This is a genomic window from Streptomyces sp. NPDC017936 (genome assembly GCF_044328485.1).
Classification (GTDB): domain Bacteria; phylum Actinomycetota; class Actinomycetes; order Streptomycetales; family Streptomycetaceae; genus Streptomyces.
Window position 1 is genome coordinate 46,328 of sequence record NZ_JBIRHK010000015.1, and the last position, 20,701, is coordinate 67,028.

Genomic DNA, 20,701 nt, shown 5'->3' on the forward strand with positions numbered 1-20,701 from the left:
CGTCGGGCCGGCCGTGCCCCGGGGCGCCGGACGGGCCCGGCGCCCCCACCTCCCCCGACCGGCTTCCGGCTCGACACCGCCCCCCCAGCCCCGCCCGGTGGACCCGGGGGCGGACGGGACCGATGGGCGGGGGAGACGCTCATCGGCCGGAGCCGGAGCGGGCTGACGGCGATCGGCCAGGGCGGCCCGGGCCGCCGCGGACTTCGCCGGGACCGCGCCTCCCGGGCCGCCCCGGCCGTCAGACCTCGTACCGTCCGACCTCGAGGAAGTGGCGCAGCGCCTCCGGGGTGTCGTCGTCCAGGGCCGCGCCCGCCGCCGCGCGCAGGGCCTGGCTGCCGGCGGGGTCGGCGAGGGTGCGGGCGATGGCGACGTTGTCGTCCTCGGCCTGGGCGAGGCGGTGGCCGGTCGCGAGCCGGGCGCGCTTCTGTTCCGGGGTGCCGTTGTCGAGGAGTGCGTTGGCTTCCTGGATCACGCGCTGGCCGCCGGCGGGGTCGGCGAGGGTGCGGGCGATCGCCACGCGCAGGTCGTCCACGTCCGTCTCGTCGTAGGGCGAGCCCGTGTCCGACGCCGCGGCGGCGGTCGCCGGCGCCGTGACGGCGGCGAAGGACGGGGTGGAGAGCAGCAGGGCCGGGACGAGGGCGCCTGCGGCCACGGCTGAGGCCGCGCGGATCAGTCTTACGGGGTCGACCACCTTGTGTCGTAGGCGCGGGATACAGGGGACATCGTTCCCGGGGGGGCGCGGGCCGGGTCACTGCCCGGATCGGGCGGTCTTCGCGGCTTCCCCGTCGCCGGTGGACCGCTCCGGCCGGCCGGGCACCGCCGCGTTCCCCGCCCCGGACAGCCGTGGCGGGCCGTCGTGAAAAATCTTCCCTTTGGGGGGTTCCATCTGGCTGTGGGCGTTTTATTCTGGTATTGGCCTACGGGACGAGTGAGGGAGTTCGACCGGAGTAGCCGACTTCGGCGTGACGCCGCGGCACAGGGCCACGGCATCCGCCGGCAGCCGACGTCGACGGTCGAGCTGAGAGGCCCGACGGAAGCAGTTGAGCCTGAGGGCGACCCCCAGTACCTGATCCGGGTAATACCGGCGAAGGGAACCCGTCTCGTAGGTTTTTCGCGCGCCGCGACTTCCGGCGCGCCTCCGCGCCGCGTGCCCGTCCGCGCCGCGCGCCCCTGGTCCGTCAGGAGGTCAGGACGTTCCGGGGTCCGTGACGTCGATCAGGCGGCACGCCGTCTCGATGTCGATCCGCACCTGGGTGATGGAGGCGCGGCCCGAGAGCCAGGCGATGAGGGCCGAGTGCCAGGTGTGCTCGATGACGCGGACGGCGGAGAGCTGCTCGGGGGCGGGGTCGGCGAGGCCCATCGCGTCGAGGATGATCGCCGTCGTCTGGCGGGAGACCTGGTCGACCTCCGGGCTGACGCTGCGGTCGGCGAAGGTGAACGCGCGGACCATCGCGTCGGCGAGGTGCGGCTCGCGCTGGAGGGCGCGGAAGGCGCGCATCAGGGTCTCCGCCACGCGCTCGGCCGGCCGCGCGCCCGCCGGAGGCTGCTCGCGCAGGGTGCCGTGCAGGTGTTCCAGCTGGTCCTGCATGGTGGCGACCAACAGGTGGACCTTGGACGGGAAGTAGCGGTAGAGGGTGCCCAGGGCGACCCGGGAGGACTCGGCGACCTCCCGCATCTGCACCGCGTCGAAGCCGCCCCGGCCGGCCAGCTGCGCGCTCGCGTGCAGGATGCGGCGGCGGCGGGCCTCCTGCCGCTCGGTGAGGGGCGGAGCGGCCGGGCGCACGGTACTGGCTTCCACCTTGTCCCCCTTGGCTCGCGCAGGCATGGGTCCCGTTCCGTGACGGTCGGTGAGGGCGTGGGATCACACCGCAGAACAGGACGTCCGGTCGTGGCGTGAATCACCTGATCCACTGCTCACAGCGTCCTTACCTGCCGGTAGATTCGAAGCCTCCCGAACGATCAAGTCTGAAACTTGTTCTAGATTAGCGTCCCGTCGTAGTCTCGCGGGACAGTGCAGGCAGAAGGGGGCCGGAGTGACCGCTGAGGCCAGTCAGGCGGGGCCTGGGCAGGCCCTCGCCGCGGACGGCGGGCGACCGCTCGACATCGCGCTCCTCACCTACAAGGGGAACCCGTTCTGCGGCGGCCAGGGCGTCTACGTCCGCCACCTCTCGCGCGAACTCGTCCGCCTCGGACACCGCGTCGAGGTCATCGGCTCCCAGCCGTACCCCGTGCTCGACGACCTCGGCGAGGACCTCGGCGCACGCCTGTCCCTCACCGAGCTCCCCAGCCTCGACCTCTACCGCCAGCCGGACCCCTTCCGCACCCCGAAGCGGGACGAGTACCGGGACTGGATCGACGCCCTCGAAGTGGCGACGATGTGGACCGGCGGGTTCCCCGAACCGCTGACCTTCTCCCTGCGCGCCCGCCGCCACCTGCGCGCCCGGCGCGGCGAGTTCGACGTCGTGCACGACAACCAGACCCTGGGGTACGGGCTGCTGGGCGACGTCGGCGCCCCGCTGGTCACCACCATCCACCACCCCATCACCGTCGACCGGCAGCTGGAGCTGGACGCCGCCGAGGGCCGGGCGCGCCGCTGGTCCGTGCGCCGCTGGTACGCGTTCACCCGCATGCAGAAGCGCGTCGCGCGCCGGCTGCCGTCCGTGCTCACCGTCTCCGGCACCTCCCGTCAGGAGATCGTCGACCACCTCGGCGTGCGCGGGGACCGCATCCACGTCGTCCACATCGGCGCCGACACGGACCTGTTCTCCCCCGACCCGTCGGTGGCCGTCATACCCGGCCGGATCGTGACGACGTCCAGCGCGGACGTGCCGCTCAAGGGCCTGGTCTTCCTCGTCGAGGCGCTGGCCAAGGTCCGCACCGAGCACCCCGACGCCCACCTCGTCGTCGTCGGCAAGCGGCCCGAGGAGGGGCCCGTCGCCCAGGCGGTCGAGCGCTACGGCCTCGAGGGCGCCGTCGAGTTCGTCAAGGGCATCTCCGACGCCGAACTGGTCGACCTGGTGCGCTCGGCGGAGGTCGCCTGCGTGCCGTCCCTCTACGAGGGCTTCTCCCTGCCGGCCGCCGAGGCCATGGCGACCGGGACCCCGCTCGTCGCCACCACCGGCGGCGCGATCCCCGAGGTCGCCGGGCGCGACGGCGAGACCTGCCTGGCGGTCGCCCCGGGCGACGCCGGCGCCCTGGCCGCCGGGCTGAGCCGGCTGCTGGGCGACCCCGCGCTGCGGGCCCGGCTCGGCGCGGCCGGGCGGGAGCGGGTGCTGGAGCGGTTCACCTGGGCGCGGGCCGCCGAGGGGACGGTGGCCCGGTACCGCGAGGCCATCGAGCGCGCGGGAGGCGGGCGGGCACCGCGCTCCGCCGCCGCGGCCCCCGCGGGGCGCGCCTCCGGCGCGGCCCGTGCGACCGCCACCGAAGCTGTTGACGTTGTATCCGATCGCGAAAGCAGGGCCACGTGCTGACCGTCGACTTCTCCCGGTTCCCGCTCGCGCCGGGCGACCGCGTCCTGGACCTCGGCTGCGGGGCCGGCCGGCACGCCTTCGAGTGCTACCGGCGCGGCGCCCAGGTCGTGGCGCTGGACCAGAACGGCGAGGAGATCCGCGAGGTCGCCAAGTGGTTCGCCGCGATGAAGGAGGCGGGCGAGGCCCCCGAGGGCGCCACCGCGACCGCCATGGAGGGCGACGCCCTCGCGCTGCCCTTCCCCGACGAGTCCTTCGACGTCGTCATCATCTCCGAGGTGATGGAGCACATCCCCGACGACAAGGGCGTCCTCGCCGAGATGGTCCGCGTGCTCAGGCCCGGCGGCCGGATCGCGATCACCGTCCCGCGCTACGGCCCGGAGAAGGTCTGCTGGGCGCTGTCCGACGCCTACCACGAGGTCGAGGGCGGCCACATCCGCATCTACAAGGCGGACGAGCTCCTCGCGAAGATCCGCGAGGCGGGACTGAGGCCGTACGGCACCCACCACGCGCACGCGCTGCACTCGCCGTACTGGTGGCTGAAGTGCGCGTTCGGCGTCGACAACGACAAGGCGCTGCCGGTGCGGGCGTACCACAAGCTGCTGGTCTGGGACATCATGAAGAAGCCGCTGGCCACCCGGGTCGCCGAGCAGGCGCTGAACCCGCTGATCGGCAAGAGCTTCGTGGCCTACGCGACCAAGCCCCACCTGCCGTCGGTGGCCGCCCGGTGACGACGCCCCGGACAGAACACCTCGTCCTGCCCGGGGTCCTCACCGCGGAGCAGGCGGCCGCGACCGTCCGCGGCATCCTCGCCGTGCAGCGGGAGGACGGCGCGATCCCGTGGTTCCGGGGACACCACCTGGACCCGTGGGACCACACCGAGGCCGCGATGGCCCTCGACGCGGCGGGCGAGCACGAGGCCGCCGAGCGCGCCTACGCGTGGCTCGCCCGGCACCAGAACGACGACGGCTCCTGGTACGCGGCCTACGCCGACGGCGCCTTCGACGACGTCACCGACCGGGGCCGCGAGACCAACTTCGTCGCCTACGTCGCGGTCGGCGTGTGGCACCACTACCTGTCCACCGGCGACGACACCTTCCTGGACCGCATGTGGCCGGTCGTCCACGCGGCGATCGAGTACGTGCTGCGGCTGCAGCAGCCGGGCGGGCAGATCGGCTGGCGCCGGGACGACGACGGCACCGCCGCCACGGACGCGCTGCTCACCGGCTCCTCCTCGATCCACCAGGCGCTGCGCTGCGCGCTGGCGATCGCCGAGGAACGGGAGGAGGCCCAGCCCGACTGGGAACTGGCGGCGGGTGCGCTGCGGCATGCCGTCCGCCGGCACCCCGAGCGGTTCCTGGACAAGGGGCGCTACTCGATGGACTGGTACTACCCGGTCCTGGGCGGCGCGCTGACCGGCGTGGAGGCCAAGGCCCGGATCGAGGGGGCCTGGGACCGGTTCGTCGTGCCGGGGCTGGGCGTGCGGTGCGTGGTGCCCAACCCCTGGGTGACCGGCGGCGAGTCGGCCGAACTCGCCCTGACGCTCTGGGCGATGGGGGAGTCCGACCGCGCGCTGGAGATCCTCCAGTCGATCCAGCACCTGCGGGACGCCGAGTCCGGGCTGTACTGGACGGGGTACGTCTTCGAGGACGAGGCGATCTGGCCGCGCGAACTGACCACGTGGACCGCGGGGTCCCTGCTGCTGGCGGTCGCCGCGCTCGGCGGCCACGAGGCCACCTGCGCGGTGTTCGCCGGCGACCAGCTGCCGGCGGGGCTCGACCCGGACTGCTGCGGGCAGGCCCCGGCGGCCGACGGCGCCTGAGGGGGCGGCGGAGCCTGAGGGGGGCGGGCGCAGCGCCCGCCCCCGTCCGCGCGGCGGCGTGTCAGTGGCGCTGGACCCGGTTCGCGATCGCGTGGCCCACGAACAGGTACACCACGGCCGCGAGGCCGTACCCCGCCACGACCCTCGCCCAGGCCTCGTCGAAGGTGAACAGGTCGTGCGACCAGCCCGCCAGCCAGCGGGCCGTGTCGTGCACGAACTGCACGAAGTCGTTGGCGCGGTTGGCGCCCAGCAGGTACATGAGGATCCACAGGCCCAGGATGAAGGCCATGACGTCGGCCACGACGGCGATGACCGTACCGGCCTGGTTCGCACCGTTGCGATATCGAGGGGACATACGGTCCGGCTTGCCGCTCGCACCGGGATGAAACCAGCCCCGCGTCCGGCAGGCCGGATCGCGGGACGCTCATCTGCCTTGCACCGGCGTGGAGTTGATCCTTCCGGGAGGCGCTGTTCGAACCGGTCCCTGATGATCCTGCCCACGGCACCGGCCGGCCGCCCGGCTGAAGATCACCTGCGCCGAGTCCGAGGGCCGGGGCGAGTTCCGCGACGAGGCGTACTGCACGGGGGAGTTCCGGTCCCGCTGCCTGGGCGAGGGGCGCACCCGGGACCGGGACTCCGGGGAGCTGACCCTGGACCCGGTCGCCGTCTTCCGCCGACCCGGCGGGGACCGAGCTCCGCCGGAGCCTCCCGGCGAGCGGGACGTGGTCCGCGGAAGGGGCCGCGTCCCCGGCGGCCGAGTGCCGGACCGAGGCGCACGCCCACCTCTTGACGGGGCGTCGGCCGGGAAGCGGTCGTACGGCGACGGCCCCCCGTCCGGTCGGGCGGGGGGCCGTTGTGCGAGGGGCGGGGGGGGGATCAGCCGCGCTGGATCCCGGAGGTGTCCCGCAGGACGCCGCGACGGCCGTCCTGCGTCTGGGCGACCAGACCCTGGGCGCCCTGCTCCACCGCCAGGTACCAGGTGCCCGGCGCGAGTTCGGCGATCGGCGAGGGCGAGCCGTCCTCCGCGAACAGCGGACGCGGCACCGGCACGGCGAACCAGTACGGGGAGAAGTCCCCGGCCGGCTGCGCGGGCTGCGGCGCCTGCGCCTGCGGCTGCGGCGGCTGCCCGGCGTACGGGGGCTGCCCGCCGAAGGACGCCTGCGGCGCGCCCGGGTAGCCGTAGCCGCCGGGCGGCTGGGCGCCGTAGGGCTGCGGCTGCGGCGGCCTCGGAGCCGGGATCAGCCCGGCCCGCAGCGCCGGGACCAGCGGGGTGGCGACGGCGGCCGCGGCCAGCACCAGGGCGGCGATCAGACCGAGGATGAGACCGGCCCCGGTGTCGATGTCCGCACCCTCGAAGGCGTCCGTGAACGCGCCCAGCGGGTCGATGATCGTCCAGAACGAGGTCCACGCGGCGAACACCGTCAGCGCGACCCCGAGCTGACCGAGGTCCAGGCCGGCGACCTTGCGCGGCTGCGGCAGGGCACGGGCGACGACGATCAGAGCCGCCCCGATGATCCCGCCGACGTACATGCTCATCAGAAGACCGAGGTCGTCCCAGGCGTTGGGGACGTCGCTGCCGGAGCCGTCGAACGTGTCCAGGAACGACGCGATGAACAGCAATACCGCTGCTCCGATCACCACGCCGTCGCCTCGAGTGAGGGAGCGGATATTCACTTCAGGTCCTTCGTCAGTCGTCTCGTCATCGGTACACGCATCGGTAGAGGCGCCGCTGACACCATGTCGCCGTCAGGCCCGGGTGTGAAGCGTGAGGGTGGCCCCTCATCGTAGGGATGACATTATCGTCCGCACGATCGGGATGTCCGCCGGGATCAGCGTGCTGATCGCTACCCGCGCAGGAAACTCACGATTCCCTCAGAGATCCCCTGCGCCGCCTTCTGCCGCCAGGCACCACTGGTCAGCAGCGCCGCGTCCTTGCTATCGCGCATGTTGCCGCACTCGATGAACACCTTGGGAACCGTTGACAGATTGAGACCGCCCAGGTCCTCACGCGTGACGAGACCGCTGCCGTCGCCGAGGTAGTTGGAGGGGGCGCTGCCCGTGACGCGCGCGAAGTCGCCGGCGATCAGCGTCCCCAGCTCCCGCGAAGGACCCACGATGGCACGGGTGTCGGCGGCGCCCGCGCGCACCTCGCCCGGCAGGATCACGTGGAAGCCGCGGTTGCCGGCCCCGGATCCGTCGGCGTGGATCGAGACGACCGCGTCGGCGTGCGCCGCGTTCCCGATCCGCGCGCGCTCGTCGACGCAGGGGCCGTAGGGCCGGTCCGCGTCCTGCGTCAGTTTCACCGTGGCGCCCTGCCCTTGCAGCAGGGTGCGCAGCCGGTGCGCCACGTCCAGCGTGAACGCGGCCTCGCTGTAACCGGAGTTGGTGGACGTGCCGGTGGTGTCGCACTCCTTGCGGTGGGTGCCGACGTCCACCGTGCTGTTGATCTCGGCGGTGTACCGGAAGTTCGTCGGGTTGTGGCCCGGGTCGATGACGACGACCTTGCCCTTCAAGGAGCCCGCGCCGGCCGGGGCGGAGGCCGTGGCGGACGGCGACACGGGGACGCCGGGCTTCCCGTCGCCGGCCGCACCGCCCGAGGACGAGGCCTGGCTGCTGGACGCCGCTCCGGTCGCCCGGCCGGGTCCGCCGTCCCCCGGTCCGCCCAGCGTCTCGTACGCCAGCCACCCGAGCAGCGCGCCGGGCACCAGCGCGGCGAGCGCCACGGTGAGGGCGCGGCGCGGCGGGGAGCGGCGGGGACGGGGCTGATCGGATTCCGGGCCTGCGTACGACACGCGTGCCACCCTAGCGGGGACCGCGCGGGGCGGCCCGGGGGCGGTGGCCGGACGGATGACGCGGCCCGGCGTGCCCCGCGGCGGCGGCCGCCCGGCGCGCATGCCGTACGGACGCCTCCGGGGCGCCTCCGCCGGGCCGCGCAGGCCCGGCGGAGGAGGCCATGAGGGGCCGCGGCCGTCGTCCCGGTCCGCGGAGGAAGGCGCGGATCCCCAAGAGACGGTCAAGGATTCGTTAGTGTGCCGAAGCATCGGAATAGTTGCCCGTGCATACGTGGTTCACGGTGCACGTACCCGTGATCACCTCAGGCCGGGAGGCCCCGCCCCATGACGCACACGCCGACCGACCGGCCCCGACGCGGAGCGCGCGGCGCCGTCGTCCCGGTGCTCGCCTTCGCGGGCATCGTGGTCGCGGTGATGCAGACCCTGCTCGTGCCGGTCGTCAAGGACCTGCCGCAACTGCTGGACGCCGCCCCCGGCGACGCCACCTGGGTCCTGACCTCGACCCTGCTCTCCGGCGCCGTCGCCACACCGATCATGGGCCGCCTCGGCGACCTGTACGGCAAGCGGCGCATGCTCGTCACCAGCCTCGCCGTCATGGTGCTCGGCGCCCTCGTCAGCGCCGTCACCAGCGACCTGATCACGATGATCGCCGGCCGCACCCTCCAGGGCTTCGCGATGGGCGCGATACCGCTGGGCATCGGCCTGATGCGCGACATGCTGCCCCCCGAGCGGCTCGGCTCGGCCATGGCCCTGATGAGCTCGTCCATCGGCGTCGGCGGCGGCCTCGCCCTGCCCGCCGCGGCCCTGGTCGCCCAGCACGCCGACTGGCACGCCCTCTTCTACGGCGCCGCCGCCCTCGGCGTCGTCGCCATCGCCCTCACCCTCCTCGTGGTCCCCGAGTCCCCGGCGCGCGCCGCGGGCTCCTTCGACCTGCCGGGCGCGCTCGGCCTGTCCGCCGGTCTCGTCCTCTTCCTGCTGCCGATCACCAAGGGAAGCGACTGGGGCTGGACCTCCGGCACCACCCTCGGCCTGTTCGCCGCCTCCGCCGCCGTCCTCCTCCTGTGGGGACTGATGGAACTGCGCGTCGCGGCGCCGCTGGTGGACCTGCGGACGACGGCCCGGCCCGCCGTCCTCTTCACCAACCTCGCCTCGATCATGGTCGGCGTCAGCTTCTACGTCGTGTCCCTGGTCCTGCCGCAGCTCCTGCAGCTGCCCACCGCCACCGGCTACGGCCTGGGCCAGTCCATGGTCGCCGCGGGCCTGCTGGTCGCCCCGCTCGGCCTGACGATGATGTTCACCGCGCCCGTCTACGCCCGGCTCTCCGCGAAGTACGGCCCCAAGGTCACCCTGATCCTCGGCCTGCTGATCATCGCGGTCGGCTACGGCGCCGGCCTCGGCCTGATGAGCGCCCCCTGGCAGAGCCTCGTCATCGCGGTGGTGCTCGGCGCCGGCATCGGCCTCGCCTACTCCTCCCTGCCCGCGCTGATCGTCGGCGCGGTCCCCGCCTCCGAGACCGGCGCGGCCAACGGCCTCAACACCCTCATGCGGTCCATCGGCACGTCCGTCTCCAGCGCCGTCATCGGCATGGTGCTGGCCAACACCGCGAACGACGTGAACGGCGTCGCCGTCCCCACCCTGCACGGCTTCCGCGTCTCCTTCCTGATCGCCACCGCCGCCGTCGCCGTCGGCCTGCTCTTCGCCCTCCTCCTGCCCAAGGCCGACCGCACCCCGCGGCTGCGCGCCAGCAGCGCGGCGGACGCCGACGTGGTGGAGCGCGCGGAGGAGGTCCTGCGGGGCTTCCGGGGGCGCGTGCTGGACGCCGGGGGCGCCCCCGTCGCCCGCGCCAGGGTCACCCTGATCGACCGGCGGGGCCGCCAGGCCGGCGCGACGCTCTCCGCCGAGGACGGCACGTACGCCCTCGCCGTGCCCGCCGAGGGCGCGTACGTCCTCGCCGCGAAGGCCGTCGGGCACGGGCCGCTCGCCTCGTCCGCGTCCCACCCCGGAGAGGAGCGGGCGGTGGAGGTGGACCTCCCGCTGCCGGGCGAGACGGTGAGCGCGTGACGGCGAGACGGTGAGCGCGCGGCGCCCACCGGGGCGCCGTGCCGGCCGTCCGGTCCCGGCCGCGCCCGCGCGGCGGAGCCGCACACCGGTATCCTCCCGCGCCCCTGGGACGCGCTGCCCGCACCCCCTGTCGCACCGGCGGCGGGGGGTGCGTCACCATGAGGGCTCGCCGACACCCGCACGACCGAAAGGCGCCCCATGCCTGCCGCCGCCCCCCAGCCCGAGATCCTGGCCGCGTTCGAGGCGGCGAAGGGGTTCATGCCCGTCGACGAGGGGCTCGCGCTGTACGCGGCGGCCGTCGAGGCGGGGGCGCTCGGACTGCCGCTGCTGGAGGTCGGCACGTACTGCGGGCGCTCCACGATCCTGCTCGCCGACGCGGCCCGCGCGGCCGGGGTCACCGCGCTCACCGTCGACCACCACCGCGGCAGCGAGGAGCAGCAGCCGGGCTGGGACTACCACGACCCGGAGACGGTCGACCCGGAGATCGGGCTGATGGACACGCTGCCCACCTTCCGCAGGACCCTCCACGGGGCGGGCCTGGAGGAGCACGTCGTCGCGCTGGTCGGCCGCTCGCCCCAGGTGGCGAAGGTCTGGGGCGCCCCGCTCGGCCTGGTCTTCGTCGACGGCGGCCACACCGACGAGCACGCGAGCGCCGACTACGAGGGCTGGGCCCCGCACCTCGCCGAGGGCGGCCTCCTCGTCATCCACGACGTCTTCCCGGACCCCGTCGACGAGTTCACCGGCCAGGCCCCCTACCGCGTGTACCTGCGCGCCCTGGCCGGCGGAGCCTTCACGGAGGTCTCGGACACCGGCTCGCTGCGGGTGCTGCGGCGCACCGGCCCCGGCCTCTAGGCGTGTTGTCCCGGGACGTTGGTGACACGCGTGCTGGGTGCTTGAACGGGTGAGGGCCTTCTGGGTTCGGTGTGGATTGCGACATCTACCGCCGACCGCCAGGAGGCCCTCGTGTCCCACCGTAATGCCCCGCTGACGCCGACCGGCAGGCTGCGTCTGGCCCGGTGTGTCGTGGACGACGGCCGCCCACCAGCCAGCCGCGTCACCGACCTCTCCGGTCAGCACACCTAGGTCCCGTCCCGGGCGGCGGTCCGGCGACGCCGGTACAGGCCCGCCAGGGCGACCGCCGCCAGGGCGCCCGCGCCGACCGCGAGCCAGGCGCCGGGCTCCTGGAGGATCCGGTACGGCGGCGCCGGCGACGCCTCCAGCGGGATGACGGCGACGTCGTTGCCGGGGGTGCGGTCGTACGGGTTGTACGTGCGGACGGTGCCCTGCGCGCCCGGCACCCGCCGGTCGATGCGGACGTGGAAGTCGAGGGCGGTCGTCCGCCCGTCCCGGGCCTCGTGGAACGGGTCGTACCCGATCTCGCAGACGAACGCGCCGCCGGGTTCGGCCGGCCGGTCGCACGCCCACTTCCCGTCGTCCCCCTCGAAGCTGTACGGGACGGAGGTGACCGTGGTGCCCTCCGGCGGGACCACCTCGAAACGGCCCAGCGCATCGGAGCCGGACGGCTCCCCGGGGCCCAGGTTGCGCACCCCGAGCCGCACCCGCACCGTGTCGCCGACCCGGCCCCGCACGGTCGAGACGACCGGACGGTAGTCGGCCTGCACGGTGGTGGCGACGTCGACGGAGCCGTGGTCGTCGGTGAAGCCCTCCCCGGGGAGGCGGACCAGGGTGAGCGGGGCGCCCGTGCCGCGCACGGTGTGGCCGGCCGGCTTGCGCGGGGCCGCCGACCAGGTGTAGCTCACCTCACCGGTCAGCACCCCGGGTGGCGTGACCGAGTAGACCAGCGGGGCGCTCGTGCGGTATCCGGCGCCCGGCGCGGCCCGCGTGGGGAACGTGCACCACGCCGAGGTGGGCGCGGGGCCCGCGTAGAAGCAGTTGCCGTACCGGGGCGTCAGCGTCATCCCGTCCGAGACGCCGACCTGGAGGGCGACGCCCCGCTCCGCCGGGAACCGGGAGTCGTTGGAGAACCTCGGCGTCAGCGTCGCGGCCCGGCCCGGGGCCAGTCCGCTCTCGCCCCCCTCCCGGCCGGGCGCGTGCAGGGTCGGGCCGCCGACGGTCATGCGGGTGACGCCGGTGACGGGAGACGCGTTGTCGGCGGTGGCGGTGTACGTCACCGTCCCGCTGTCGCCCGGCCGGACGCCGTCCACCCCGTGCAGGGTGAAGGGCGCGTTGCTCTCGCCGTCGCCGTTCTGGAGGTCGCCGTAGACGCAGGTGAACACCGGGCCGTCGCCGGTGCAGTTGCCGTAGCCGCCCTCGGCCGCGACGGCGACGCCCGCCAGCCCCGACGCGTCCACGACGACCCTGACGTCGCGGGCCGGGCCCCCGCCGGGCACCACGGCGACCGGCACGACGAAGTCGCTGTTCGAGGCCCCGGCGCCCTCGTCGGCGTTGTACATGACGAAGGTGGAGGGCGCCTCCAGCCGGAGCGCGGCCTGTCCGGAACCGTCGGCCGCGGCGGGCGCCACAGCCGTGGCGAGCACGACGGCGAGAGCCACCGCCGAGGCCGCCGCACGTGCCCTGATCCGTGTTCGTCGAAGCATCACGACACTGTGCCAGGAGGGCCGACGGCCGTCACAGCCAGCCCTGTTGCCGCGCCTCGCGCAGCGCCTCCGCACGGTTGCGGGTGCCCGTCCTGCCGATGGCGGAGGAGAGGTAGTTGCGGACCGTCGACTCCGACAGGTGCAGCGCGGCGGCGATGTCGGCGACGGTCGCGCCGTCGGCGGAGGCGAGGAGGACGTCGCGCTCGCGGGCCGTGAGCGGGTTGGGGCCGGCGCTGAGCGCGGCGGCGGCCAGGGCCGGGTCGACGACCGTCTCACCGGAGAGCACCCGGCGGATCGCGGCCGCCAGCTCCTCCACCGGACCGTCCTTGACGAGGAAGCCCGCGGCCCCCGCCTCCATGGCCCGCCGCAGATAGCCGGGCCGGCCGAACGTCGTCAGGATCAGCACCCGGCAGCCGGGCGCCTGCTCGCGCAGCTCGGCGGCGGCGTCCAGGCCGCTCATGCCGGGCAGTTCGATGTCGAGGAGCGCCACGTCGGGGCGGTGGGCGAGGGCCGCGTCCACGATCGCGTCCCCGGTGCCCACCTGCGCCACCACCTCGATGTCCGCCTCCATGCCCAGCAGCAGGGCCAGCGCCCCGCGCAGCATGCCCTGGTCCTCCGCGAGCAGGACCCTGATGCACGAGCCGGGGCGGTGGTCACGGGGCGTCTCGGTCACGGCGCCAGGGTAAGGCCGGCCGGCCCGTCGGGCGCCCCCGCCGCCACGGGGGCCGTGTCCCCGTACGACGACCGCGGCGGGTCCGCCGGGAGGTCCGCCGTCACCGTGAACCCGCCGTGCGGGCCCGGCCCCGCCGTCAGCGAACCGCCCGCGATCGCCAGGCGCTCGCGCAGACCGACGAGACCGGTACCGCCGCACGCGGACCCGCAACCGCCCCCGCCCGCCCCCGCGCCGCTGCCCGCGGCACACGCGTCGCCCGTGCCCGTGCCGCTGTCCGCGGCGCGGGTGTCGCCCGTGCCTGCGAATGCACCTGCGTCTGCGCCCGTGCCGTTGTCGGCGGCGCGAGCGTCGTCCGTCCCCGTGCCGTTGTCCGTGACCGTCAGCCGCACCCGCTCCGCCGCCCCCGACACGGTGATCTCGCAGCGGGTGGCGCCGCTGTGCCGGACCACGTTGGTGACCGCCTCCCGCACCACCCAGCCCAGCAGGGCCGCCGTCTGCGGGGCGAGCGGCAGGCCCGACCGGTCGACGACCGGCTCGACGCCGGCCGCCGTCAGGGCGGAGCGGGCCCGGTCCAGCTCGGTGACGAGACCGCTCTCCCGGTATCCGGTCACCGCCTCGCGGATCTCGGTCAGCGCCTGGCGGCCCACCGCCTCGACGTCCCTGATCTGCGTCAGGGCCGCGTCGGCGTCGCGCGGGGCCAGCCGCCGGGCCGCCTCCGCCTTCACCACGATCACCGACAGGGTGTGCCCGAGCAGGTCGTGCAGATCGCGGGAGAAGCGCAGCCGCTCCCGCTCCACCGCCTGGCGGGCCAGTTCCTCACGCGCGTCCCGCAGCTCCCGCACCGCCCGGGAGAGGGACAGGATCGCGGCCGTCACCATGGTCGAGATCCAGGTCGCGTAGGCGGTGCCCAGGCCGCTCCAGCCCTCGTGGACGGAGGAGACCACGCCCGCGAGGACGGCCACCGCGACACCGGCGGCGCGCAGCCGCCGGCCGCGCAGGGCGGCGCCCGCGGCCAGACCCAGCAGCGGGAAGAACAGCACCCAGGTGCCACCGTAGGCGCCGGCGAGACCGCAGGTCACCACGGTCATCGCGGCCAGCGCCAGCCGGGTGCCGGCCGCCTCGCGGTGCGGCTCGGAGAAGGAGCGGAACGCCACGTAGATGTAGAGGGAGTTGAAGGTCAGCAGACCGAGACCGCCGATCCACGGGTTCGGCGCCTCCCCCTGGAAGAGGTTGGACAGGGAGCCCATCCCCATCAGCAGCCACGGCAGCAGGGAGAAACCGGTCGGCGGCGGGCCCGGCCGCTCGGACGGGCCGCCCGCCGCGCGCCGCGCCCGCTCCGTCACCGGTCGGGTGATCCTGCTCCTGCTCTTCCCCGGCATCTCCCGGTCCCCCTTCGCCGTGGTCCCCGTGACCCTCTCGGCCGGTTCAGACGCTACGCACCCCCGGACCGCCCCGGCAGATGCGCTCGTACGGACTCCGCCGGGACAAATGTCATAGCGGGCGGCGCCGGAGCGGGACGGACGGGCACACCTGGCACGGCGTCAGGCGCCTTCACGGGTGCGGGGCGCCGGGCTGTACGGAGGCGCCGGGCCGGAACACGTTCTGGATACGCCCCCGTGACGACCTCGGTGCGGACGGTGGTGCGGACGGCCGTTCCGAGGTCTCGGGACCGCGCTCACCGCGCACGGCGCACGGCGCACCGCTCACCGCACGCGGCGTACGGCGAGGGAGGCCCGAGGCGTACGGAAGACGGAAGGCCCCGTCCGTCGTGAAGACGGACGGGGCCTTCCGGCGTACCGTCAGGCAGCCGCCTCGGCCTTCTCCTCGGCCGGCTTGCGGTGCCGGCCGTGGGGAGCGGACTCGCCGTCGTGGGACGAGACCGGGCCCCGGTGACGGCCGTGACCGGCGGTCTCCTGGGCATCGGCGGACAGCGGCTGCGTGGTGCGTGCGTCGCTCATCGGAAGAATTCACCCCGTCAACATGATCTTTTACAGCCGGGTGAGTTTATCCGGCGCGCGTCGGGGCGGACCCAGGCGGCCACGCCCATCGTCGCTAGTTCGTTACCAGTCCTCCCAGCGGGGCCTGCTGGAGGGGGACGGGGCGGGGGGTGGGGTCCGCGGCGGCGGAGGACGGCATGGGACCGGTGGTGTGCGGGAGCGGTTCCGGGAGGCCCTCCGCGAGCGGGTCGGGGAGCGGGTCCCTGAGCGGATCGGGGAGCGGCTGCGGGAGCGGGGGCGCGGCCTCCGCCGCGGCCGGGCGGGACGGCACGGTCACCCGCGCCACCCCGCACGGCTCGGCCTCCGTCGCGTACGGCAGGCGCAGCACGCCGTCCTGCGTCCACAGGCCGCTGCCCGTCAGCCAGCCCCCCGGCGCGGCGAGTTGGTGCAGACGCCGTTCCGCCGGGCGCCACACGCCGACCCAGGTGCCGGCCGGGCCGTCGACGCGCAGGGCCACCGCGCAGTGCTCCGGGACCAGGATCTGTCCCGGCTGGATCGCGAACGGTGTCAGGGTGTGGCCGGGAAGCCGCAGCGACTCGGGGAAACGGACCGGGAAGGTGCTGCCCAGGACGCCCCAGCCGAGCCGTGCCTCGCCGGGCGACGGCGCGTCCGAGCGGACGAGGAGCAGGCCGCTGTCGGGGTCCGCGAGCAGCAGGCGGTCGTCGCTGTCGGCGGCGATCTGCAGCAGCGGGGACGTCTCGCCCCCGCGCGCCAGGTCCAGCACGATCGCCTTCGTGCGGCCGGCGGCCGCCCGGTCCAGCGCCAGCAGGCGTCCCGTCCGGTCCAGCCAGACCCCGCCCGAACAGCGGCCGGGGACCTCCGTGACGGGCTCCGGGCCGAAGGCGCCGCCCGCGACCAGCCACAGCGTCGTCGAACGCGGGCCGACGGCCAGGGCGTAGGCCCGTTCGCCGCAGGGGGCCGGCGGCAGCAGGCGCAGGCGGGTGCCCGGCTCCGGGCACTCGACGGCGCCCAGGGGCAGCTCGCCCGTGCCGGGGCCGGTCGGGTACAGCAGCGAGAAGGCGTGCCGTCCCCGCACCAGCCGGCGGATCAGGACCCGGCCGTCGGCCATCGGGTGCACGTCCGTGCCGGGCTCCTCCGGCTGGTCGGCGGGCAGGGGGACGGCGTACGGCTCGGGGCCGTCCAGCGTCCAGCGCTCGGGGAACCAGGACTCGCCGTCCCGCGCGAGGCGGGCGGCGTAGGTGCCGTTCGCCGTGATCACGCAGTCCGCGTGCGGCGTACGGTCGTCGTCCTCGTCCTCCGCGGTGGATTCGATTGCACAGGCCGTCATGGGTCGGTCACCTCCGGTGACGACGCTAGTTTTCGTGCGCGCGCAGCGGCGGGGCGGGGAGGCGGGCTTCGCTCTTACGAGTGGTGCAGAACCGATTCGCCTTCGGCGGTGGGGGAGGGTGTGCAGGTCTGGCGGCGGGGTCGCCGCGGCCGGGGTCCCCCTCCTCCCCCTCCCGCGACCGGCGCCGGTGCGGCCCGGCAGAACGGGCAGGTAGCCTTTTCTCCGTGCCCCGTCTGTCTGAAGTCATCGCCGCGCTGGAGAACCTGTGGCCCGCCGAGCGGGCCGAGGGGTGGGACGCGGTCGGTACCGTCGTGGGGGAGCCCGGCCAGGAGGTCGCGCGGGTGCTGTTCGCCGTCGACCCGGTCCGGGAGATCGTCGACGAGGCGGTGGAGCTGGACGCCGACCTGCTCGTCACCCACCACCCGCTGTACCTGCGCGGGACGACGACCGTCGCGGCCTCGACCTTCAAGGGCCGGGTCGTGCACAGCCTCATCAAGAACGACATCGCGCTGCACGTCGCCCACACCAACGCCGACACCGCCGACCCGGGCGTGAGCGACGCCCTCGCCGGAGCCCTCGACCTGCGGGTCGTGGGGCCGCTGGTGCCCGACCCGACCGACGCCCAGGGGCGCCGCGGGCTCGGGCGGATCTGCGAACTCGACCATCCGCTCACCGTCCGTGAGCTCGCCGCCCGCGCCGCCGAGCGGCTGCCCGCCACCGCGCAGGGCATCCGGGTGGCGGGCGACCCGGAGGCCGTCGTGCGCAGGATCGCCGTCAGCGGCGGGTCCGGCGACAGCCTCTTCGAGCAGGTGCGGGCCGCCGGCGTCGACGCCTTCCTCACCGCGGACCTGCGCCACCACCCCGCCTCCGAGGCGCGCGCCCACAGTCCTCTCGCGCTGCTCGACGCGGCGCACTGGGCCACCGAGTGGCCCTGGTGCGAGCTGGCCGCCGCCCAGCTCGACGAGATCTCCGACCGGAACGGATGGGGCCTGAGGGTCCACGTCTCCAAGACGGTCACCGACCCCTGGACCAGTCACCTCCCCTCCTCCCCTTCACCTGGAGCCCCCAACTGAACGCCGCGCCCGCCGACCAGATCCGCCTCCTCGACGTCCAGGCCCTCGACGTCCGCCTCCAGCAGCTCGCGCACAAGCGGAAGTCGCTGCCCGAGCACGCCGAGATCGAGTCGCTGACCAGGGATCTGACGCAACTGCGCGACCTGCTCGTGGCCGCGCAGACCGAGGAGAGCGACACCGCCCGCGAGCAGACCAAGGCCGAGCAGGACGTGGACCAGGTGCGCCAGCGCGCCGCCCGCGACCAGCAGCGGCTCGACTCCGGCGCCGTCACCTCCCCCAAGGACCTGGAGAACCTCCAGCGGGAGATCGTCTCCCTCGCCAAGCGCCAGGGCGACCTCGAGGACGTCGTCCTGGAGGTCATGGAGCGCCGTGAGGCCGCGCAGGAGCGGGTCGCCGAGCTGACCGAGCGGGTCGGCGCCGTCCAGGGGAAGATCGACGACGCGACCTCCCGCCGTGACGCCGCCTTCGAGGAGATCGACGGCGAGGCCGCCACGGTCACGAAGGAGCGCGAGGTCGTCTCCGGGGCGGTCCCCGCCGACCTGCTCAAGCTGTACGACAAGCTGCGCGAGCAGCAGGGCGGCATCGGCGCGGCCAAGCTGTACGCGCGCACCTGCCAGGGCTGCCGCCAGGAGCTCGCCATCACCGAGCTGAACGAGATCCGCAAGGCCGCGCCCGACACGGTCGTCCGGTGCGAGAACTGCCGGCGGATCCTGGTGCGCACCTCGGAATCCGGTCTGTAAGGGGTCTGCGGCGTGCGGGAGTTCATCGTCGAGGCCGACGGCGGGTCGCGCGGCAACCCGGGGCCGGCGGGCTACGGCAGCGTGGTGATCGACGCGGCGACGGGGGAGACCCTCGTCGAGCGCGCCGAGTACATCGGCGTCGCCACGAACAACGTCGCCGAGTACCGGGGGCTGCTGGCCGGGCTGCGGGCCGTCCGCGAACTCGACCCGTCCGCCGCGGTCCACGTCCGGATGGACTCCAAGCTCGTCATCGAGCAGATGTCGGGCCGCTGGAAGATCAAGCATCCCGGCATGAAGCCGCTCGCCGCGGAGGCCGCCCGCCTCCTCCCGCCCGGGCAGGTCACCTACGAGTGGATCCCGCGCGAGCGCAACAAGCACGCCGACCGGCTGGCCAACGAGGCGATGGACGCGGGGCAGCGGGGCGAGCAGTGGGACGCCGGGGCGTCCCGGGCGGCCCTCGGCGCGTCCGCCCCGGCGGCCCCCGCCGTGCCCGAGCCGTCCGGCCCGCCCGGGGACGCGGCCGCGGGCGCGGCGCGGGCCCGTGAGGCGCTGGCCCGGGGGCGCGCGCCCGGTGCCACCGCGGTGACCCCGGCCGTCGCACCCGGCCCGAAGGCCGACGCCGACCTCCGCGCCGCCCGCACCGTCGCCGGCCCGCCGGCCGCGCCGCGACCCGCCGAGCGGCCGTCCGTCGGCTGGGCCTCCGCCCCCGACCTCGGCGCCCCCGCCACCTTCGTGCTGCTCCGCCACGGCGAGACCCCGCTCACCCCCGAGAAGCGCTTCTCCGGCAGCGGCGGCAGCGACCCCTCGCTCTCCGACGTCGGCCGGGAGCAGGCCGAGCGGGTCGCCGCCGCCCTCGCCCGGCGCGGCACCGTCCAGCACGTCGTCGCCTCCCCGCTCGCCCGCACCCGGGAGACCGCGGCCGTCGTCGCGGCCCGTCTGGGGCTCGAGGTCACCGTCGACGACGGGCTGCGCGAGACCGACTTCGGCGCCTGGGAGGGGCTGACCTTCGGCGAGGTCCGCGAGCGCCACCCCGACGACCTGAACGCCTGGCTCGCCGACCCGGAGGCCGAGCCCACCGGCGGCGGCGAGAGCTTCGCCGCGACCGCCGTCCGGATCGCCGCCACCCGCGACAAGCTGGCCGCCGCGTACGCGGGCCGCACCGTGCTGCTGGTCACCCACGTCACCCCGATCAAGACCCTCGTACGGCTCGCCCTGGGCGCACCGCCCGAGTCCCTCTTCCGGATGGAGCTGTCGGCGGCCTCGCTGTCGGTCGTGGCGTACTACGCGGACGGCAACGCCAGCGTCCGCCTCCTCAACGACACGTCCCACCTGCGTCCGTGACGACCGGCGCCGGGGCCGGCCGCGGTCCGGGAGGCGACGCTCCCCGGGGCCGGCGCCGGACCCGTCGGCACTCCTGAGGGCCGGCGCCTCCGCGGTCTCCCGCTCAGTGGACCTCGTCCACCAGCACGTCCAGCGTCCACGCCGCCCCCGCCCGCGCCGGAGCCTGCTCCTCCACGACGTACCCGAGGTCCCGCAGCGCGACCACGAGCTCGGCCGGGTCCTTCGGGGCCGTGCCCGCCGTCAGCAGACCGCGGACGATCCGGCCCTTCGTCGCCTTGTTGAAGTGGCTGACCACCTTCCGGGTGGGCGCGTGCAGCACCCGCACGCTCGCCGTCCGCGCGGCGACCTCCCCCTTCGGCTTCCAGGCGGTCGCGTACGCCGCCGACCGCAGGTCCAGCACCAGCCCCTCCCCGGCGGCCTCGGGCAGCACCCGGGCCATCGGCGCCCGCCAGTACGCGCCCAGCGCCCCGAGCCCCGGCAGCCGCACCCCCATCGAGCAGCGGTACGAGGGGATGCGGTCCGTCACCCGGACGGCACCCCACAGGCCGGAGAAGACCAGCAGCGAGCGGGCGGCGCGCTCCTTCGCGGCCGCGTCCAGCGAGGCCAGGCCGAGGGCGTCGTAGAGCACGCCCGTGTAGACCTCCCCGGCGGGGCGCGCGCCCGCCGTGCGCAGTTCCGCGTTCTTGGCGATCTCGCCGCGCAGCCCCTCGCTCAGCCCGAGCACCTCGCGCGCCTTGTCCTCGTCGCCCGCGCACAGCTCGACCAGCTCGCCGAGGACGGCCTCACGGGCCTCGGCGAGCCCCGGCAGGGACAGCGACTCCGGCTTCAGCGGGGCGCCACGGCCGGACGAGGCCTTTCCTTCGGACGGGGGCAGCAGGACGAGCACGGG

At 75.0% G+C, this 20,701-nt stretch carries 19 protein-coding genes and 1 riboswitch; of the genes, 8 read left to right on the plus strand and 11 right to left on the minus strand.

The window, feature by feature from the left end; translation table 11 throughout:
* Positions 1 to 238: 238 nt before the first annotated feature.
* Entirely contained in the window at positions 239 to 691 is a 453-nt protein-coding gene (locus ACH4F6_RS28245) for a hypothetical protein (RefSeq protein WP_397963174.1), read from the minus strand.
* Between the two features lie 229 nt (positions 692 to 920).
* Positions 921 to 1,110, plus strand: a riboswitch (TPP riboswitch).
* Positions 1,111 to 1,186: 76 nt separating this feature from the next.
* A complete protein-coding gene (locus ACH4F6_RS28250; protein ID WP_397963176.1) occupies positions 1,187 to 1,825 on the minus strand; it encodes a TetR family transcriptional regulator in 639 nt (212 codons plus the stop codon).
* 208 nt (positions 1,826 to 2,033) lie between these two features.
* On the opposite strand from ACH4F6_RS28250, the gene ACH4F6_RS28255 reads away from it, so the two are divergent.
* Genes ACH4F6_RS28255 through ACH4F6_RS28265 form a run of 3 tightly spaced genes read left to right on the plus strand, consistent with a single transcriptional unit; the run spans position 2,034 to position 5,289 of the window.
* On the plus strand, positions 2,034 to 3,470 hold the full coding sequence (locus ACH4F6_RS28255; RefSeq protein WP_397963177.1) for a glycosyltransferase family 4 protein: 1,437 nt from the start codon (positions 2,034 to 2,036) through the stop codon (positions 3,468 to 3,470).
* On the plus strand, positions 3,464 to 4,198 hold the full coding sequence (locus tag ACH4F6_RS28260) for a class I SAM-dependent methyltransferase (protein ID WP_397963178.1): 735 nt from the start codon (positions 3,464 to 3,466) through the stop codon (positions 4,196 to 4,198). The genes ACH4F6_RS28255 and ACH4F6_RS28260 overlap by 7 nt, the downstream gene beginning before the upstream one ends.
* Positions 4,195 to 5,289: a prenyltransferase gene (locus ACH4F6_RS28265; RefSeq protein WP_397963179.1), complete on the plus strand. Its 1,095-nt coding sequence runs from the start codon at positions 4,195 to 4,197 to the stop codon at positions 5,287 to 5,289. Before ACH4F6_RS28260 ends, ACH4F6_RS28265 begins: the two co-directional genes overlap by 4 nt.
* Positions 5,290 to 5,350: 61 nt before the next feature.
* On the opposite strand, the gene ACH4F6_RS28270 is transcribed toward ACH4F6_RS28265, so the two are convergent.
* The 3 genes from ACH4F6_RS28270 to ACH4F6_RS28280 all read right to left on the minus strand — a co-directional run bounded on the left by ACH4F6_RS28270 (position 5,351) and on the right by ACH4F6_RS28280 (position 8,081).
* Positions 5,351 to 5,644 (minus strand): hypothetical protein, encoded by a 294-nt coding sequence (locus ACH4F6_RS28270; RefSeq protein ID WP_397963180.1) that lies wholly within the window; start codon positions 5,642 to 5,644, stop codon positions 5,351 to 5,353.
* A gap of 521 nt (positions 5,645 to 6,165) precedes the next feature.
* Positions 6,166 to 6,963: a hypothetical protein gene (locus ACH4F6_RS28275; RefSeq protein WP_397963181.1), complete on the minus strand. Its 798-nt coding sequence runs from the start codon at positions 6,961 to 6,963 to the stop codon at positions 6,166 to 6,168.
* A gap of 170 nt (positions 6,964 to 7,133) precedes the next feature.
* On the minus strand, positions 7,134 to 8,081 hold the full coding sequence (locus ACH4F6_RS28280; protein WP_397963182.1) for an N-acetylmuramoyl-L-alanine amidase: 948 nt from the start codon (positions 8,079 to 8,081) through the stop codon (positions 7,134 to 7,136).
* Between the two features lie 324 nt (positions 8,082 to 8,405).
* On the opposite strand from ACH4F6_RS28280, the gene ACH4F6_RS28285 reads away from it, so the two are divergent.
* Entirely contained in the window at positions 8,406 to 10,142 is a 1,737-nt protein-coding gene (locus ACH4F6_RS28285; protein ID WP_397963183.1) for an MFS transporter, read from the plus strand.
* 198 nt (positions 10,143 to 10,340) lie between these two features.
* Entirely contained in the window at positions 10,341 to 10,994 is a 654-nt protein-coding gene (locus ACH4F6_RS28290; RefSeq protein ID WP_397963184.1) for a class I SAM-dependent methyltransferase, read from the plus strand.
* 227 nt (positions 10,995 to 11,221) lie between these two features.
* Here the strand turns inward: ACH4F6_RS28290 and ACH4F6_RS28295 are convergent, their stop codons facing one another.
* The 5 genes from ACH4F6_RS28295 to ACH4F6_RS28315 form a co-directional block, all read right to left on the minus strand.
* The gene (locus ACH4F6_RS28295) at positions 11,222 to 12,700 is read right to left on the minus strand and encodes a hypothetical protein (RefSeq protein WP_397963186.1); all 1,479 of its coding nucleotides are present in this window, start codon (positions 12,698 to 12,700) and stop codon (positions 11,222 to 11,224) included.
* A 31-nt stretch (positions 12,701 to 12,731) separates the two neighbouring features.
* Positions 12,732 to 13,373 carry a response regulator gene (locus ACH4F6_RS28300; protein WP_397963187.1) on the minus strand — a complete coding sequence of 214 codons (642 nt, stop codon included), beginning with the start codon at positions 13,371 to 13,373 and terminating at the stop codon, positions 12,732 to 12,734.
* The gene (locus ACH4F6_RS28305) at positions 13,370 to 14,752 is read right to left on the minus strand and encodes a sensor histidine kinase (RefSeq protein ID WP_397963188.1); all 1,383 of its coding nucleotides are present in this window, start codon (positions 14,750 to 14,752) and stop codon (positions 13,370 to 13,372) included. The genes ACH4F6_RS28300 and ACH4F6_RS28305 overlap by 4 nt, the downstream gene beginning before the upstream one ends.
* Before the next feature lie 420 nt (positions 14,753 to 15,172).
* On the minus strand, positions 15,173 to 15,331 hold the full coding sequence (locus ACH4F6_RS28310) for a hypothetical protein (protein ID WP_397963189.1): 159 nt from the start codon (positions 15,329 to 15,331) through the stop codon (positions 15,173 to 15,175).
* Between the two features lie 94 nt (positions 15,332 to 15,425).
* Entirely contained in the window at positions 15,426 to 16,658 is a 1,233-nt protein-coding gene (locus tag ACH4F6_RS28315; protein ID WP_397963190.1) for a hypothetical protein, read from the minus strand.
* 224 nt (positions 16,659 to 16,882) lie between these two features.
* Here ACH4F6_RS28315 and ACH4F6_RS28320 point away from each other — a divergent pair, with 224 nt between their 5' ends.
* Genes ACH4F6_RS28320 through ACH4F6_RS28330 form a run of 3 tightly spaced genes read left to right on the plus strand, consistent with a single transcriptional unit; the run spans position 16,883 to position 19,812 of the window.
* The gene (locus ACH4F6_RS28320; protein WP_397963191.1) at positions 16,883 to 17,731 is read left to right on the plus strand and encodes a Nif3-like dinuclear metal center hexameric protein; all 849 of its coding nucleotides are present in this window, start codon (positions 16,883 to 16,885) and stop codon (positions 17,729 to 17,731) included.
* Entirely contained in the window at positions 17,728 to 18,471 is a 744-nt protein-coding gene (locus ACH4F6_RS28325; RefSeq protein WP_397963343.1) for a zinc ribbon domain-containing protein, read from the plus strand. The genes ACH4F6_RS28320 and ACH4F6_RS28325 overlap by 4 nt, the downstream gene beginning before the upstream one ends.
* Before the next feature lie 12 nt (positions 18,472 to 18,483).
* Positions 18,484 to 19,812, plus strand: a complete 1,329-nt coding sequence (locus tag ACH4F6_RS28330; RefSeq protein WP_397963192.1) for a bifunctional RNase H/acid phosphatase — start codon at positions 18,484 to 18,486, stop codon at positions 19,810 to 19,812.
* Between the two features lie 103 nt (positions 19,813 to 19,915).
* On the opposite strand, the gene yaaA is transcribed toward ACH4F6_RS28330, so the two are convergent.
* Positions 19,916 to 20,698 (minus strand): peroxide stress protein YaaA, encoded by a 783-nt coding sequence (yaaA, locus tag ACH4F6_RS28335; protein WP_397963193.1) that lies wholly within the window; start codon positions 20,696 to 20,698, stop codon positions 19,916 to 19,918.
* Positions 20,699 to 20,701 lie beyond the last annotated feature (3 nt).

Coding starts and splice junctions, on each gene's coding strand:
- ACH4F6_RS28250 (WP_397963176.1), bottom strand. CDS start 1,825: ATGCCTGCGCGAGCCAAGGGGGACAAGGTGGAAGCCAGTACCGTGCGC.
- ACH4F6_RS28270 (WP_397963180.1), bottom strand. CDS start 5,644: ATGTCCCCTCGATATCGCAACGGTGCGAACCAGGCCGGTACGGTCATC.
- ACH4F6_RS28285 (WP_397963183.1), top strand. CDS start 8,406: ATGACGCACACGCCGACCGACCGGCCCCGACGCGGAGCGCGCGGCGCC.
- ACH4F6_RS28290 (WP_397963184.1), top strand. CDS start 10,341: ATGCCTGCCGCCGCCCCCCAGCCCGAGATCCTGGCCGCGTTCGAGGCG.
- ACH4F6_RS28295 (WP_397963186.1), bottom strand. CDS start 12,700: ATGCTTCGACGAACACGGATCAGGGCACGTGCGGCGGCCTCGGCGGTG.
- ACH4F6_RS28305 (WP_397963188.1), bottom strand. CDS start 14,752: ATGCCGGGGAAGAGCAGGAGCAGGATCACCCGACCGGTGACGGAGCGG.
- ACH4F6_RS28310 (WP_397963189.1), bottom strand. CDS start 15,331: ATGAGCGACGCACGCACCACGCAGCCGCTGTCCGCCGATGCCCAGGAG.
- ACH4F6_RS28315 (WP_397963190.1), bottom strand. CDS start 16,658: ATGACGGCCTGTGCAATCGAATCCACCGCGGAGGACGAGGACGACGAC.